Origin of the sequence: Pedobacter lusitanus, from assembly GCF_040026395.1 — a bacterium.
In the GTDB taxonomy this organism is placed as follows: domain Bacteria; phylum Bacteroidota; class Bacteroidia; order Sphingobacteriales; family Sphingobacteriaceae; genus Pedobacter; species Pedobacter lusitanus.
Genome location: NZ_CP157278.1, coordinates 309340 through 326983, shown reverse-complemented (window position 1 = coordinate 326983; position 17644 = coordinate 309340). Strand labels below are relative to the sequence as shown.

The window sequence follows — 17644 nt, the reverse complement described above, 5'->3', positions numbered from 1 at the left end:
TTCTGCTGTCTTGCGCTACGGCTTCAGATAATGCAACCGCAAGACTCTAAGTGTTTTAATAATAGTTTATTTACATTTTTATTTGTTTAATACCCTAAGGTAACGATATAAAGTCTATGCTCTAAATAAAAATACTCTTTTTATGGAGTGTATTGATGTGGAGTATTTGCTTTACTTTATTTCATGGCAAACAGCGATCTTTTAACAAGTGAAAACGAGCTAAAGAAAATAGGATTAAGACTTAAAAGTCTTAGGAAATCAAAGGGTTATACCAGTCCAGATAAGTTTTCTTATGAACATAATCTAAATCGTTCCCAATATGGCAAGTATGAGGCGGGGAGTGCGAATATAACTATTGGTACTTTGATTAATATTCTGAACTGTTTTGGAGTAAGCTTAACTGAATTTTTTAATGAAGATTATGATCATCCAACAGCATAGAATCTATAATGGTAATAGATCCGATATTAGCAATAGGTATAGACAACAAGGGTAGGCTCTATCTAAAGCCAAACACAGTGCGTTTTACGGAAATTTATAGAACAGCGACAGAAGTGCATTGGGACAATGAGGGACTTTTTCTTTACTCACCAAAGTCAAGAGAATGGACATACCTTGATTGGTATAAGCACATTATTAAAGTGGCTAAAGATGAATGTGGTTGTCAATTGGTCTTGACTGAAAAAACTATATGGCAAAATATTCCTTCAGATTTACAGAAAGAGATTGTAAGTCTTGAATTAACAACTAAAGTTAGTAACCAAAGTGTTTAAGTGTAATGCTGATTAGGTAGCTAAGTGATAGGCTGGCTAAGCAGACTAGTAGCTTAGTTCTGCCTAGCCGATACAGGAATCTGCTTCTAGACCTCACATCCGGTTACAAAATCTGTTTGTTTTGTAACCGGCAAGTTGTGTTTTTGGGTACCCAAAAACTCCCTTGCCTTTATTTATCCTAGCCCCAAAAGGCTAGAATAAATAAAGGAGAGAAAAACCCTGCGCAACTTGGGTTTTCTAAAAGCCCCTCAAGAACTCAAAAAAAGCATGAAGAATTTGGCGACAGATCAACCAATATTATGAGTGCCTAGTGATACTTTTCCTTTAATAAAGCCATATCGGCACCAACCTTAATATCCAATATTTTAGCATAGTGTTGGGTCGTTCTGATATTGGTATGGCCAAGCATCTTGGATACGCTTTCAATCGGTACACCATTTAAAAGTGTTACGGTGGTTGCAAAAGTATGGCGGGCAATGTGGGAGGTCAGTTTCTTGTCAATCCCGCAGAGATCCGCAATCTCTTTCAGGTACTCGTTAAGCTTTTGGTTGCTGGGAACAGGAAGTAGATTCCCTTTATTTACGCAGACCTTATTTGTTGCATAACGATCCATAATTTTAACTGCTGTAGGCAGTAGGGGAATTGCAGACCTGGTTTTTGTCTTTTGCCTGTTGGTGAATATCCAGCGTTCCCCGTCATTTCCCTTCTGGATATGCTCCTGTTTCAATTTAAACACATCTACGTAAGCCAGTCCGGTAAAACAGCAAAAAACAAACACGTCACGAACCTGCCTTAATCTTTCAGATAGGAACTCTTTTCCGGCGATCTGTTCGAGTTCCTCTTGATTGAGATAATAGCGGTCAACATTCTTGGTCTTGCCTTTATAGCCTAGAAAATGATCCTTTTCTACCCAACCGTTTTCCAAACCGATGCGCAGGATCTTTCCTAAGTTCTTGACATTCTTAACCACATAGTTATTCTCACAGTCTTTATTCGATCTTAAATAATAATCAAAGTCATTCAGAAAGGCTTGATCTACTCTTTTAATATCCATGTCCACCACTTCGTATTTTGAAAGCATAAAAGCTGATAAGTGTTTTTCTAAGACCTTATAACGGTTCAATGTACCCTGTACGTAACCTTTACCCACCAAGGACTGCATCTTTTCATTATGATCTTTAACAGCCTCCAGTAAGGTGTGCGAGCCATCCATTTTACCTAGATATCTGTATTTAATGGCTTCGGAAGTTATTCCGATACCGAAACTTACCAACTCCTGATGTGCCTGATAAACGGAACTTTGCAGTTGATCCAGATAGGAATTAAGCATTTTAACATCTTCTTTAGTTCCGATTAGTCGGCTGGAACGCTTACTCCAACGGTTTGGGTTACAATCCCTGCTGGTCGCGATTTCTGAACGTTTACCGTCAACCGTAATTCTCATGTAAATAGGGCTGTTGCCACTGATGTAGTTCTTTTGCTTTTTCAGATAGAAAAGCAGGCTAAAGTTCGTTTTCATCATTCAATGATTAAGGGTGAAACAAAAATAGCTTTGCAGTTTAACGCTTACAAGATGTTCAGTTTGTAACTACCTGTTCAGTAGTTGAATATGTGCTATTCGGTGAGTAGGGTGAATTTTCCAAATGACTCACCGAATCGCTCACTTTTTATATGAGAATTGATGCAAGTTTTGGTACCCCCGTAAAAGTAAAAAGGCCGTTAATCATGCGATTAACAGCCTTTTGTACGTTTTGATTTTGAATCTTGTGATCCCGCTGGGATTCGAACCCAGGACCACTACATTAAAAGTGTAATGCTCTACCAGCTGAGCTACGGAATCATTTCCTTTTTTGAAGGACTGCAAAGGTAGAAATTAAATATTAAGATACAAATCAGAATAGAAATAAAATGCCCTTAAATAGACAATACACTGTTTTTCAGTCGAATTAATTTAAATCATATAGGTGAGCAACTATTTTTAATATAAAACAGGGCAGAAAAATCCTAATCTGCCCTGTCTGAATCAGAGAATAAACTCTATTTAGTCGCTTTACTACTCATATAAAATGTTAGCTTTCCTCCTTTGGTAATATCAGCATGTCTGATTGTATGCGTTGTAATCGCTTTGCCATTGAGTAAAACCTTTTCCACATACACATTTTTATCACTCTGATTAATTGCGTCAATAGTAAATATCTTCCCATTTTCCAGCTTCACTATTGCTGATTTCACAGCCGGACTACCCACCGAGTATTCATCAGAACCAGGTGCTACAGGATAAAAACCCAGAGAAGAAAACAGATACCACGCACTCATTTGTCCGCAGTCATCATTTCCACCTAAACCATCCGGAGCATTCTTGTATTGCATTTTTAAGATCATTCTGATTCTTGACTGAGTTTTCCAGGGCTGATCAGTCCAGTTGTATAAATAAGCGACATGATGCGCAGGCTCATTACCATGTACATACCCACCTACTATCCCCTCTCTGGTAATATCTTCAGTTTCTGCAAAAAACTCATCAGGCAAATGCATCGTGAACAAAGAATCCAATCTCTTTGCAAATTTCTGTTTCCCTCCCATCCGTTCAATCAACAGTTTAGGATTTTGAGGGACAAAAAAACTATAGTTCCATGAATTACCTTCAATAAAACCCTGTCCATGAGTACTCATTACATCAAATTTTTTCTGAAATGTACCATCGGCCATTTTAGCCCGCATAAATCCGGTAGAAGCATCAAAATTATTCTCCCAGTTTCCAGAGCGTTTAATATATTCCTGATAAATATCCTCCTTATTTAGTTTTTTGGCAAGCTGTGCAATACACCAATCGTCATAAGCATACTCTAGCGTATTAGAAATAGATACACCACTTTTTTCTGCTGGAATAAAGCCTTTATCGATATAATCTCCTATTCCTTCATAATCCTTGCGGTTAGAAGTTGTTATGCAAGCCGCCAGTGCTGCTTCAGGATCGCCATCGTAAACTCCTTTAATAATCGCATCAGCAACTACAGATACGCTGTGATATCCACTCATACACCAGTTATCATTAGCATAATGTGACCAGACCGGCAACATTTTCAATGTACTCTGATTATAATGCGCCATCATAGATTTAACCATATCATTATTCCTTGATGGCTGAATCAGGTTAAAGAAAGGATGTAAAGCCCGGTAAGTATCCCATAACGAGAATGTAGTATAATTTGTAAATCCCTTAGCCTCATGTATCCCCTGATCAAGCCCTTTATACTGACCATTTATATCTGTATAAACTGTTGGATTAATAAAGGCATGGTACATTGCAGTATAAAAATTAACCTTATCGTCTTCAGAAGTGTTAACAGTAATTTTATTTAACTCTTTGTTCCACTCCTGCTTAGCCTGTTCCTTAACTTGTTCAAAATTCCAGCCCGGTATTTCAGCACGCATATTTTCCAGTGCATTTTCCTGGCTTACCGGCGAAAGCGCGAATTTTATCTTCACCCTCTCCTGATCCTGGGTCTTAAAATCAAAATACATCCTCAATTGTTTTCCAGCTATCTCAGGAAAGTTTTTTGTCTGATCGAATTTGCCCCAGAACCCCTTATAAGCCTGTTTACGGTCATAGTTTCTCTGCCCGTATTTCACAAAAGGTTTAGAAAAAGACATTGCAAAATATACTGTTCTGGTTCTTGCCCAGCCATTGGTCTGACGATAGCCAGTCACTAATGAATCATTAACCACCCGTACATAAGTCCATACGTTTTTGTCTTCATAATTATAAATTCCGGACATCAGATCAAGAATAATATGCGACTGATCAGATTTAGGAAAAGTATACTGATGCATCCCTACTCTTTTTGAGGCAGTCAATTCTGCCAGAATCTGGTCATCATCAAGTTTCACTTTGTAATATCCTGCTTCTGCTACTTCATTCTGATGAGAAAAGGCAGAACGAAAACCTCCTTTGGGATCAGAAGCAACACCCGGATTTAACTGTAATTTCCCTTGCGTTGGCATAATCAGGAAATCCCCGAGATCAGAATGCCCGGAGCCACTGAAATGCGTATGGCTGAATCCAACAATTGTCTTGTCTTCGTAACGGTAACCTGCACAATATTTATAAACATCACCATTGTATTTACCATTAAGCTCATAAGAAAGCGTATCTGTCTCCGGGCTTAACTGCACAGCCCCAAAAGGAACTACAGCACCGGGATAAGTATGCCCCATTTTTTGCGTTCCTATAATTGGCTTTACGTATTTAGCAAGATCTTGCTGCGCACTGGCGATAAAAGGAATAAATAAAACACTGTAAAATAAAAGTTTCTTCATTGAATAGTCGGTTTTGGTTTGTTTATCTAGCGCTCTAATATATCACATATATCTTATTAAGCGCCGTAAGGAAGAAGCTATAATGTTTAATTTCAATTGTAAATTACCTTTTTACAAGGATCTGACTGCTTAAAAAATGAATCTTTAACTAAAATCAGTTATTTTTGTATCATATTAAAATACAATGAGTAAAAGGGGTAGAATTCTGGTAGCCATGAGTGGCGGTGTAGATAGTTCAGTAGCAGCAGTAATGTTACACGAACAAGGGTATGAAGTTATTGGTTTAACGATGAAGACCTGGGACTATGCTACTTCCGGAAGTAATAGTAAAGAAACCGGATGCTGTAGTTTAGACAGCATCAATGATGCCCGTACTTTAGCAGTAAATTATGGCTTTCCACATTATATATTAGACATCAGAGAAGAATTTGGTGATTATGTAATTGATAATTTTGTTGACGAGTACCTTGCAGGCCGTACACCTAATCCTTGTGTGCTTTGCAATACCCATATCAAATGGGAAGCTTTGTTAAAACGTGCAAATAAACTGGATTGTGAATTTATCGCTACTGGGCATTATGCAAATGTCAGACAACATGAAAATGGCAGGCATGTAATTTCCAAAGGACTGGATGAAAATAAAGATCAGTCTTATGTTTTATGGGGTGTTTCTCAGGAAAATCTTGCCCGTACACAATTTCCACTAGGATCTTTTGCCAAAGCCGATATCAGACAGATGGCATTGGATATGGGACAGGAAGAACTGGCAAAAAAGAGTGAGAGCTACGAAATCTGTTTCGTTCCGGAAAATGATTACCGTTCGTTTCTGAAACATAAGGTAGGAGATTTGGAAGAACGTGTTGCAGGCGGAAATTTTATCACAAGTGATGGAATGATTGTCGGACAGCATAAAGGTTATCCTTTCTATACAATCGGACAGCGTAAAGGCCTGGGAATTGCTTTTGGCGAACCTATGTTTGTTACCCAGATTCTTCCGGAAAGTAACACAGTAATGCTTGGAAGAGCAGAAGAATTGGAAAGAAGTGAAGCAATGGTACGTAATATTAACCTGATCAAATATGAAAATATTTTAGAACCAATGGATAATGTGATTACCAAAATACGTTATAAAGACGCTGGTATGTTAAGTACCATTGTACAGGAAAAAGATAAAATGCGTGTGGTATTTGACCACAATGTATCTGCTATAGCTCCTGGTCAGTCTGCAGTTTTCTATGAAGGAAACGACCTTTTAGGAGGCGGTTTCCTTGTCTAAATAATTTAGCTATCCAGCTGATCCGAAATCATATAGGGTGAAGAAGTTAATAATTTCTTCCCTCTGTATGATTCAAAATAATAATCTATACGGCCTAAGTTTATTCCTGCAAAACCTACCTGGTTAATTGTAGTTATCCTCCCTGCTCTATTTTTAACATCCTGAGGTTTAGCTAGAAAAGTATGTGTATGTCCACCAATGATTAAATCTATATGATCATTATTCTGTGCTAAAGTCTGATCAGAAACCTTGTTATCTGAATACTTATAACCCAGGTGAGAAAGACAAATAATCAAATCACAATGCAGCTCTTTTTTAAGCAAACCAGCCACCTCATTTGCTTTTGATACAGGGTCCTGATAAATGGTATTTCCATAATTCTTCTCTCCTACCAGCCCCTTCAGTTCAATTCCTATACCGAAGACACCAATCTTCAAACCAGCCTTGTTAAAGATCTTATAAGACTGCGTAGATTTATGCATGACCGTATCTGAGAAATCGTAATTACTAATCAGAATTGGAAAATTTGCATGTGGAAGTTGTTTATAAAAACCTTCCAGACCATTATCGAAATCATGATTTCCCATCGTTGCTGCATCATATCCCATCTCACTCATCAGTTTAATTTCAAGTTCTCCGCCATAAAGATTAAAATAAGGCGTCCCCTGAAAGATATCACCTGCATCCAGCAAAAGAACATTGGGTTGCTCAGATCTGATTTTCTTAATCAATGCAGCTCTGCGGGCAACCCCGCCAAGCCCCTGATTCCTGGATCCGTTCATGGGAAAAGGTTCAATCTGACTATGTACATCATTGGTATGCAAAATGGTCAGTTGTTTTAATGCTCCATTTGCCATAGCATCTAATGAATCTATACTTAATGCTGTGGCAACTGCTGCTATACTACCTGTTTTTATAAACTTCCTACGATTTATCATTGGACATCCTCCCATCTAATTTTGAATTGATCTTTTTTCCTTTTTCCTGGTTTTCTTTGATATACATAATTAAGGCATCACGTATTTTAAGGCCAAGTACCTGAACAGCTACCGGATTTTTAAAACATGTAATTCCGTCAGCTCCGCCTGCGATATAATCAGAAGTAAGTACATGGTAATTTTTAGCCGTATCAAATGGCTGACCATTGATCATGACCTCTTCAGCTTTGCCAGCTTCAATTTTCATGGTTAAGCCGCCTACAGGCTGTCCTTCACTACGGGCAATATAATCGAGTAAACCCTGAACCGCTGTCCCTTTGAGCTCAAAAACGATTAACTCATTTTCAAATGGCATCAATTCAAAAACGTTGGATAATGTAATGGCTCCTAAAGGCAGATCATTTCGTAAGCCACCATTTGGACTTGGTATGGTGAAATCAATTTGTGGATATTTTTTTCGGGCTTCAGACAAAACAGCGTCACTCATAAAGTTTCCCAGAGTAGATTCTCCGCCCACCATTTTCTTGGTGATTTCATTTGCTGAATAACCCAAAATCTGATTCATTTGTGAATCAAGCTTTAGTTTATACGGCAAATAAGTATGGATAACAGAGCTGTCTGGAGCAACTTTACTGTTTACCGCATACTCCGTACGGTTTGATTTAACCACCTGATAATTGCTGCTGCAGGAATATAAAAAGAAAGACCCCAGGATGAAACTTGCTGCCCTGAGCGGAACTGAATTGTACATAGTTGTTATTATGTTGCAAATGTAACCCAAACCAACACAATTCGGTTAAAAAAAAAAGAAATCCCTGTTAAGGAATTTCTCTTCACGTCACTAGAACAACCCTCTGGGGCTTTGTATAGTAATTGTTACAGGTTTTTAGTCAGTTCAGCACTCATTGGAGTAACCTTAGAACGGAAACGGTGAACCAGTTCACCCTTCTCGTTAATCAGGAACTTTTCAAAATTCCATTTAATGTCTCCCGTAAAATCAGCATTACTGGCCGAAGTTAGATATTTGAAGATCGGGTTAATGTCATTTCCCTTTACACTTACTTTTTCACTTAATAAAAAAGTAACACCAAAATTCTTTTTGCAGAAATCCTGGATCTCTGAATTGGTAGCCAGTTCCTGTCCACCAAAATTACCAGCCGGAAAACCAATAAGGACAACTTCCTTACCATATTTCTGGTGCAATTTCTCCAGGTCTTCATATTGCGGCGTATAACCACATTTTGAAGCTGTATTTACAATAAGAATTTTTTTACCCTTAAACTTTGCAAGCTTAATCTCTTTACCATCAATTGTTTTAAAGGTAAAATCATAGATACTTTGTGGTGGGGTAAATAACAAACTGAATAAAATAAGTAGGGTATTCATAGTTTTAAAATTTATGTTATAACGAATATAGGGACAAATTTTTTACACGTATATAATAAGAAGGTAAACTTAATCGATTCCAATCCATAATACGCTGAATTAAAGCATCCGGATTTAAGAAATGAGCAATAATTTCAACGTCCAAATTATTCTTTTTGATATTTATTCTTGGTAGAATTTTGATTTTAGGCTTATTTATAGTTTTATTTGCAGAAAAACCTTCTAAATGGCCAAAAATTTATTAATAGTTGAATCACCTGCAAAAGCGAAAACAATAGAAGGGTATTTGGGTAAAGATTTCCTTGTTAAATCGAGTTACGGACACATCCGCGACCTTGTTAAAGGAGATATGGGAATCGATACGAACAATAATTTCGCCCAAACCTATGAAGTACCCGCTGATAAAAAGCAGGTGGTCGCTGAACTTAAGAAATTAGCAAAGGATGCCGAGATGGTATGGCTCGCTTCCGATGAGGACCGTGAAGGGGAAGCAATTTCCTGGCACTTATATGAGACGCTGGGATTGAAAGAAAACAAAACAAAACGTATTGTTTTCCATGAGATTACCAAACCGGCAATATTAAAAGCAATTGAGTCTCCAAGAACAATTGATTATAACCTGGTTAATGCACAACAGGCAAGACGTGTACTAGATCGTCTGGTAGGTTTCGAACTTTCTCCGGTATTATGGAAAAAAGTTAAACCCTCGTTATCTGCTGGTCGTGTACAATCTGTAGCAGTACGCCTTATTGTAGATAGAGAACGTGAAGTAAACAAGTTTAATGCTGCCGCTGCCTATAAAATCACAGCGAAATTCAGCACAGGAAAAGCAAGAGAATTTGTAAAAGCAGAATTGCCTCAGCGATTTGATCAGGAAGCAGATGCAGAGAAATTTGTACGCGACTGTATCAATGCTGGTTTCAAAATCAGTAGCCTGGAAACAAAACCTGCTAAACGTAACCCTGCTGCCCCTTTTACAACCTCGACTTTACAACAGGAAGCATCCCGCAAACTGGGATTCCCTGTTTCCCGTACCATGCAGGTTGCACAACGTTTATATGAAAGTGGTAAGATCACTTACATGAGAACAGATTCGGTAAACTTATCTGAAACAGCTTTAACGGCTGCAGCAAATGAGATCAATTCTGCTTACGGACATAAATATCATCACCCAAGGACCTATAAAACCAAGTCTGCAGGCGCACAGGAAGCACATGAGGCTATCCGCCCTACTTACTTTGATCAGCATACCGTAACCGGAGATAGTTCAGAGCAAAGGCTGTATGAGCTTATATGGAAACGTGCTATTGCTTCTCAAATGAGCGAAGCCCTGTTTGAAAAAACCACAGCACAGATTGCAGTAAGTACACGCAGTGAAAATCTGGTTGCGGAAGGTGAGGTCATGAAATTTGATGGTTTCCTTAAAGTTTATCTGGAATCCAGTGATGATGATGATGCTGAAGATCAGGATAACGAGAACATTCTGCCCCCATTAGCTAATGGACAGGAGCTGACTTTAAATGTAATGTCTGCGACAGAACGTTTCTCGCGTCCACCAGCAAGATATACAGAAGCAAGTCTGGTTAAAAAACTCGAAGAACTGGGTATCGGCCGACCATCAACCTATGCACCTACAATTTCAACGATTCAGAATCGTGGTTATGTAGTCAAAGAAGACCGCGATGGGCGTTCACGTTCCTTCGGTTCAATTATTCTTGAAAATGGTCAGGTAACCAAAGCTATCAAAACAGAAATTACCGGTGCAGAGAAATCCAAACTGTTTCCGACCGATATAGGTGAAGTTGTAAATGATTTCCTGGTAGAACATTTCAAAGGAATAGTTGATTTCAACTTTACAGCTAAAGTAGAAAAGGAATTTGATGAAATTGCCCAGGGTTTACAAAACTGGACAAAAATGCTTCATGCTTTTTACACCCCTTTCCATAAAGAAGTTGAGGTAACTACAGAAACAGCAGACCGCGCAAACGGAGAACGTCTGTTAGGTATTGACCCTGTAAGTGGTAAAAATGTTTATGCTAAGGTAGGTAAGTTTGGTCCTCTGGTACAAATTGGTCAGAATGACGATGAAGAGAAACCAAGATATGCAAGTCTGATGAAATCTCAGTCAGTTGGTACCGTCACCCTTGAAGATGCTTTAGAACAGTTCAGGCTACCTTTCCAGCTGGAAAATTATAAAGATAAAGAAGTTTCAGTGGGTGTAGGCCGTTTTGGTCCCTATGTGAAATGGGGTGATACCTATATCTCTATTCCTAAAAATGAAGACCCGCTGACTGTTGATCAGAACCGTGCAATAGTTATCATTGAAGAAAAAATCACAGCTGATGCTCCCGTAGCACACTATCAGGGATTACCAGTGACTAAAGGTACCGGACGTTTCGGCCCTTTTATCAAGTGGAATGATCTTTTCATTAATGTACCTAAAGCTTATAATTTTGATGCATTAGCTGATCATGATATTGCTGAGCTAATTACCAAAAAAGTAGAAAAAGAAGCCAACAGATTTATTCAGCAGTGGGCTGCAGAGAAAATAGCGATTGAAAATGGCAGATGGGGACCTTTTATCCGTTTTGGAAAAGATATGCTCAAACTGGGTAAAAATCCAGCCACTTCAGAAAAATACGCCCCGGAAGACCTGGCCGTACTTTCGCTTGAGGATGTAAAAAAATTAATTATTGAACAGGTTCCCAATGCTTTCGAGCCAAAGACTACGAAGAAAAAGGCAGCTGGCACTAAAACTGCCGGAACAAAGAGTGCAGCGGCTAAAGCTCCTGCCAGAAAAAAAGCCCCAGCTAAAAAGAAATAAAATATGAAGAAAGACCTGCCGGAAAATATTGTAGAAGACCTGGCCATGGCAGTTGTGCTGATCAGTGAAACACCGGAAATTAAAAACTGGACTGTCTACCTGATCAACCTTAAAAATGTACAGATAGATAACGTGCTGATCAGCTCTAAAGGGTATGGTGAAAAAGATGGCAGATTAGTAAAAACCTCAATATTGCGCCATTTTTTAGGTGATGTACCTGCCAACTCTTTTAAAGGAGTTGAAGCTATAGATACAGAAGTTTTCGGTTTAACAAATGAATACTGGTTAAGTTATTATATCGACGGTACCATATATGATAAGAAGTTCATTTTTCTACCTGAAAGTATAGTTGATGATAACCTGATTAAAATCCCGCTGATTAATAAACCTGGCGTAATGATTAAATAAATTCAGGTTCAATATTTTTTTTGTAATTTCCCTGACATTACATCCTGAAAAAAGAATTTGCTTCTTATATCAGTTAAGCCTTAAGTGCTTTAGAGATGTAATAAATTAGTGCTACTCATAGCGTCAGGCAAGAAATATGAATATTGAACAGAACATCTTCATCAAAAACAAAAAACCATTCTTAATTGGTTCAATAGCAGTTATTCTAATAGGAATAGCTGCTTTTTTTATTTTCAGAAAACATAAATCAGCGGAAGATCAGCAGGCCTACGCCAAATATATTGAAGGATATACTTCAGGTACGGTCTCCAAAAAGAGTTTTATCAGAATACAGCTGGCCGGACAGGTGAAAACTATGGGTGAAATTGGCAAACCAGACGAACGCAATCTGTTTAGCTTCTCCCCTTCTGTAAAAGGTAAAACCTTCTGGATCGATGCACAGACTATAGAATTCAGGCCAGATGAAAAATTGGAATCCGGAAAAACCTATACCGCAACATTTAACCTTGGCAAGGTAACAGAAACAGAGAAGGATCTGGAAGAGTTCGATTTCGAATTCAATGTCATCAAACCTGGTCTGATGCTAACTCAGAACGGATTAATTTCACAGAATAATACTTCCTTAACTTATATGAAGCTGACAGGAGAAATCAGTACGGCGGATGAAGAGGATCCTAAATTACTGGAAAAGTGTCTGGAACTGGACTTTAATCAGCACTTAAAGATAAAGTGGCAGCATAACCCGCAGAAAAACACATCAACCTTTCTGATTGACAGTATCAAAAAGACATCAAAAGAAGAAAAATTAAGTCTTAAATGGTCTGGTGATGCTATAGATGCAAAAAACAAAGGTGAGGAAAATCTTGCCGTACCAGCCAATGGCGTATTTAAGGTACTGGCCACAAAGGCTGTACAGAATCTTGAAGATTTTGCACTGGTACAATTCTCTGAACCTGTAGGCATAGGCCAGGATTTAACAGGTTTAATTACTCTAGGTACTTCCTCAGATCTAAGATTTACCATCGACGGCAGTCAGGTTAAAATATATACCCCGGAACCGCTTCTTGGAAATTATATGCTCACTGTAAATAAAGGAATTGTCAACAGTAATGAACGCGCGCTTGATGCTGCTATTTCAGCAAATATTTTATTTGAAAACAAACTTCCTTCAGTTACTATTGCTGGTAGCGGTACTATTCTTCCAAACTCAGGAAAACTGGTCCTTCCCTTTGAAGCAGTTAATCTCAAAGCAGTAGATGTCACTATTATCAAAGTATATGAAAACAATATTCCTCAGTTTTTCCAGAACAATAACTACAAGGAAGCAAATGAATTAAGACGCGTTGGTAAACCATTACTCCAGAAGAGGATTCGTCTGGATGAGGATAAAACATTAAATCTTCATAAAAAAAACAGGTTTGTTCTTGATCTTGACAAGATCATTAAAGCAGAACCAGGTGCAATGTACAGGGTTACCTTCAGTTTCCGTCAAAACTATAATGTTTTAAATTGTACAGAAAGCTCTAAAGAACAAACAGATGCTGAATACAATCAAAATGGATATTATGGAGAAAAAATAGATGAGGATGATGATTTCTGGAATAGCTATAATAATTATTACAGTTCAGAATATAAATGGGCTGATAAAGATAATCCATGCACACCATCTTACTATACCAGTGATAAATTTGCCAGTAGAAATCTGCTAGTTTCCAATATTGGCCTTGTAGCTAAAAGAGGAAATGACAACAGTATGCTGATTGTGGCTACTGACCTGCTTACCGCTAAAGGAATAAGCGGAGTTACTCTGGAGTTAATGGACTACCAGCGTCAGGTTATTCATACAGTAAAAACTGATGGTGACGGAATGGCTTCTTTTGATTTGAAAAGAAAACCATTCCTGCTGATTGCAAAACGTGGCGAAGAACGCGGATACCTGAAGCTCGATGATGGATATTCGCTTCCTTTAAGCCGTTTTGATGTAGGTGGCGATGTGGTACAGAACGGATTAAAAGGGTTGATCTACGGAGAACGCGGTGTCTGGAGACCAGGAGATTCACTCTTTTTATCTTTCATTCTTGAAGATAAACTCAAAAAACTTCCTGCTGCCTATCCGGTTACCTTTGAATTATATAATCCACAGGGACAACTGATTAAAAAGGCAGTCAGTGGTGCTTCTTTAAATGGATTTTACGCTTTCCGCACTTCCACAGAAAGTACAGCTCCAACAGGGAACTGGAGTGTCAAGGTAAAAGCCGGAGGAGCATCCTTTCAAAAATCAATAAAAATAGAGACCGTGATGCCTAACCGTTTAAAAATCGGTTTTGACATTGGAAGCCGCAAATATCTGGGTACAGGAGCAGCAGCACCCGCTACCCTTTCAGCAAACTGGTTATTTGGTGCTACAGGAAAAAACCTGAAAGCCAAAGTAGATGTGAACCTGAATACCATGAAAACTACATTCCCTGGTTTTGATGGCTATAATTTTGACAATCCAACAGTAAATTTTGTATCACAGGTAAAAACCATATTCGAAGGCAGGCTAAACGAAAACGGAATGGCCGCTGTGAACACAAATCTCAATGATAATGCTACAGCACCAGGAGTACTGAAAGCCAATTTCACCACCAAGGTATTTGAAGCAGGAGGTAATTTCAGCATTGACAATTTCTCTATCCCCTATCATGTGTTTACCAATTATTATGGAATAAAAGCACCTGAAGGAGAAAAACTCAGTGGAATGCTGATGACAGGTAAAGATCATAATTTCTCCATTGTTAATGTGGACCGTAATGGTAAACTGCTAAGTGGGTCTAAAACTGTTCAGGTAGAGCTGTATAAAGTGCAATGGCGCTGGTGGTGGGAACAGGATACACAAAACTCTTTTGCTAACTTTACACAGAATGAATACAATAAACTAATCCGAAAAGGAAATGTAGTTCTTCAAAATGGTAAAGGCAACTGGACACTGCACATCGATGAACCCGAATGGGGACGCTACCTGGTTCTGGTTCGTGATGCTGAAGGTGGCCATGTCACTGGTAAAGCTGTTTATGTAGATTGGCCAGGATGGGCACAGCGCGAACAATCAGCTAATCCAACCGAGGCTTCCATGCTTTCATTTACGGCCAACAAAACCAAATTCAAAGTAGGTGAAGATATCGTCTTAACCATCCCTACCGGCGAAAACGGAAGAGCCTTAATTTCTTTGGAGAATGGTAGCCGCGTTTTAAAAACTTTCTGGACAGACACTAAAAAAGGTCAGACACAGTTTAAATTCAAGGCTGAGAAAAACATGGCGCCAAATATTTTTGCCAACATTACGTTGTTGCAGCCACATGCCCAAACCGTAAACGATCTTCCTATAAGGATGTATGGTGTTATCCCATTAGTTATAGAAGATCCTGAAACAATATTAAAGCCGGTAATTAAAATGGCTGATAAAATCAAACCTGAAACGGAGAACACCATTACTGTTTCTGAGCAGAATGGAAAAGCAATGACCTACACCATTGCACTGGTGGATGAAGGTTTACTGGACTTAACGAGATTTAAGACTCCTGATGCTCATGCTGTATTTTATGCACGTGAAGGTCTGGGCGTAAAAACCTGGGACCTGTTTAACTATGTACTGGGTGCATGGGGTGGTAATCTGGAACGTATACTAAGTATTGGAGGAGATGGTTCTGTAAATCGTAACCTCAATCCGGCTAAAGCAAACAGATTTACTGCAGTAGTCAAATACATGGGGCCTTTTGCCCTGGGTAAAGGTGGTAGTCAAACCCATAAATTTAAACTTCCTCAGTATATCGGTGCAGTAAGAGCTATGGTGGTTGCAGGACAGGATGGTGCTTATGGATCTGCAGAGAAATCTGTTCAGGTGAAAAAGCCGTTAATGGTTCTGGCTACCCTGCCAAGAGTAGTCGGTCCGGGAGAGAGTTTCACTTTGCCGGTGACGGTCTTCGCAACAGAAAACAATCTTAAAAATGTCGCCGTGCAGCTGCAAACACAAAACCTCCAGGTGTCTGGTCTTAAAACAAGACAGCTGACTTATGCACAACCGGGTGAACAAATGGCTTATTTTGATGTTACAGTACCACAGATCACCGGTATTGCCAAAGTGAAAATTGTAGCACAAAGTGGTGCCGAAAAAGCAGTTTACGATCTTGAACTGGATATCAGAAATCCAAATCCATATGTAACTAATGTGGTATCAGCAATTATTCAGCCGGGTCAAAGCTGGACTACAGATTATCTGCCTTTAGGTATAGCCGGCAGTAATTCCGGAAGTGTTGAGTTATCATCTATCCCTCCTGTCAACCTCAAAAAAAGGTTAAGTTATTTAATGCAATATCCTCATGGCTGTGTAGAGCAGACTACCTCTTCTGTCTTTCCACAATTATTTCTGAACAAACTAAGTCCACTGAACGAACAGCAGAAAGCTCAGACGGATAGAAATATCAAGGCGGGAATTAACAGATTGCGTTCTTTCCAGACTACAGAAGGCGGATTGGCTTACTGGCCAGGCGATCCTTCAGCTGACGAATGGGGAACAAACTATGCTGGTCATTTCCTGGTAGAAGCGCAGAACAGCGGCTATAATATTCCGGTAGGCATGCTTGACGAGGTATTACGTTATCTTAAAGGAAAGGCGGGCAGCTGGGTACCAAACAGTAATAATTTTTATGGCGGCGATCTTTCGCAGGCCTATCGCCTGTATGTGTTAGCACTTGCACGTAAACCTGAAATGGCAGCGATGAACAGATTAAAGGCTTTTGAATACCTTTCAGTGAGTGCTAAATGGAGATTGGCCGCAGCTTATCAGCTGGCCGGACAGGCTTCTGCAGCAACAGCACTGACTAAGGGTCTGGATATTACAGTTAAACCTTATACCCAGCTGGGAGGTACATATGGCTCAGACAGTCGTGATGAAGCCATGATTCTGGAAACCCTGACACTAATGGGCCAGAAAGGAAGGGCGGCACAGGTATTACAAACTGTAGCTGCAAAATTAGGTACAGATGACTGGTACAGTACACAAACTACAGCATACGGTTTATTATCCATAGCCAAATTCTGCGGGCAAAATTCTGCTTCTTCCAGATTGAACTATACTTATCTGCTGGATGGTAAAAAGGGAACATTCAATCAAAATCAGTATTTAAGCAGCCTGCCTATTAATTTCAAAGGAAAAACAGCAGCTGTAACCAATAATGGACAGACTGTGTTATTTGCCAGATTAATATTAGATGGACAACCAGCGGCAGGTCAGAATAACTTTAAACCGAATAATTCTGACATACTTGATATGTCTGTTAGTTATAAATTACTAAACGGAAAACCAATTGATCCTTCCGTATTGAAACAGGGACTGGATTTTTATGCAGAGGTTGTACTGAAAAATCCTGGTAAAATGGGGTTGTATGAGCAGATGGCGCTTACCCAGATATTTCCTTCCGGCTGGGAGATTATCAACACAAGGGTAAATGATAATGAAAGTATCATTGCTTCTTCTCCTTATACCTACAGAGATATCAGAGATGATCGCGTATTTACCTATTTCAATCTCAGGGAAAATGAAACCGTAACTTATAAGGTGTTACTGAACGCTTCTTATATCGGTAAATATTATCTTTCAGCAATACAATGTGAAGCGATGTACAACAATACTATCAGTGCTACACAAAACGGAAAATGGGTGCAGGTGATTAAGTAAAAA

11 protein-coding genes and 1 tRNA gene are annotated in these 17644 nt (G+C 39.0%); 6 read left to right on the top strand and 6 right to left on the bottom strand.

Annotated elements, in window-relative coordinates; genetic code table 11:
* Positions 1-183: 183 nt before the first annotated feature.
* Both PL_RS01495 and PL_RS01490 read left to right on the top strand, forming a co-directional pair.
* On the top strand, positions 184-441 hold the full coding sequence (locus PL_RS01495) for a helix-turn-helix domain-containing protein (protein ID WP_041885004.1): 258 nt from the start codon (positions 184-186) through the stop codon (positions 439-441).
* 8 nt (positions 442-449) lie between these two features.
* A complete protein-coding gene (locus tag PL_RS01490; RefSeq protein ID WP_041885008.1) occupies positions 450-773 on the top strand; it encodes a hypothetical protein in 324 nt (107 codons plus the stop codon).
* Between the two features lie 307 nt (positions 774-1080).
* Here PL_RS01490 and PL_RS01485 read toward each other — a convergent pair whose 3' ends face one another.
* From PL_RS01485 to PL_RS01475, 3 genes are all read right to left on the bottom strand, one after another.
* Positions 1081-2295: a site-specific integrase gene (locus tag PL_RS01485; protein WP_348620830.1), complete on the bottom strand. Its 1215-nt coding sequence runs from the start codon at positions 2293-2295 to the stop codon at positions 1081-1083.
* Positions 2296-2540: 245 nt separating this feature from the next.
* Positions 2541-2613 (bottom strand) — tRNA-Lys (locus tag PL_RS01480).
* Between the two features lie 197 nt (positions 2614-2810).
* Positions 2811-5093, bottom strand: coding sequence for a GH92 family glycosyl hydrolase (locus PL_RS01475; RefSeq protein ID WP_041885011.1), 2283 nt, complete (start codon positions 5091-5093; stop codon positions 2811-2813).
* Positions 5094-5277: 184 nt separating this feature from the next.
* On the opposite strand from PL_RS01475, the gene mnmA reads away from it, so the two are divergent.
* Positions 5278-6369 carry a tRNA 2-thiouridine(34) synthase MnmA gene (gene mnmA, locus PL_RS01470; protein WP_041885013.1) on the top strand — a complete coding sequence of 364 codons (1092 nt, stop codon included), beginning with the start codon at positions 5278-5280 and terminating at the stop codon, positions 6367-6369.
* 5 nt (positions 6370-6374) lie between these two features.
* Here the strand turns inward: mnmA and PL_RS01465 are convergent, their stop codons facing one another.
* The 3 genes from PL_RS01465 to PL_RS01455 form a co-directional block, all read right to left on the bottom strand.
* Positions 6375-7307, bottom strand: a complete 933-nt coding sequence (locus tag PL_RS01465) for a bifunctional metallophosphatase/5'-nucleotidase (protein ID WP_087149101.1) — start codon at positions 7305-7307, stop codon at positions 6375-6377.
* Positions 7294-8058, bottom strand: coding sequence for a 5'-nucleotidase C-terminal domain-containing protein (locus tag PL_RS01460; protein ID WP_052496505.1), 765 nt, complete (start codon positions 8056-8058; stop codon positions 7294-7296). Before PL_RS01460 ends, PL_RS01465 begins: the two co-directional genes overlap by 14 nt.
* Before the next feature lie 125 nt (positions 8059-8183).
* Positions 8184-8693 carry a glutathione peroxidase gene (locus tag PL_RS01455; protein ID WP_041885016.1) on the bottom strand — a complete coding sequence of 170 codons (510 nt, stop codon included), beginning with the start codon at positions 8691-8693 and terminating at the stop codon, positions 8184-8186.
* 226 nt (positions 8694-8919) lie between these two features.
* Between PL_RS01455 and topA the strand changes: the two genes are divergently transcribed.
* The 3 genes from topA (at position 8920) to PL_RS01440 (ending at position 17641) form a co-directional block, all read left to right on the top strand.
* Positions 8920-11517 (top strand): type I DNA topoisomerase, encoded by a 2598-nt coding sequence (topA, locus tag PL_RS01450; RefSeq protein WP_041885017.1) that lies wholly within the window; start codon positions 8920-8922, stop codon positions 11515-11517.
* 3 nt (positions 11518-11520) lie between these two features.
* Positions 11521-11925 carry a hypothetical protein gene (locus PL_RS01445; RefSeq protein ID WP_041885019.1) on the top strand — a complete coding sequence of 135 codons (405 nt, stop codon included), beginning with the start codon at positions 11521-11523 and terminating at the stop codon, positions 11923-11925.
* Positions 11926-12061: 136 nt separating this feature from the next.
* On the top strand, positions 12062-17641 hold the full coding sequence (locus PL_RS01440; protein WP_041885020.1) for an alpha-2-macroglobulin family protein: 5580 nt from the start codon (positions 12062-12064) through the stop codon (positions 17639-17641).
* Positions 17642-17644 lie beyond the last annotated feature (3 nt).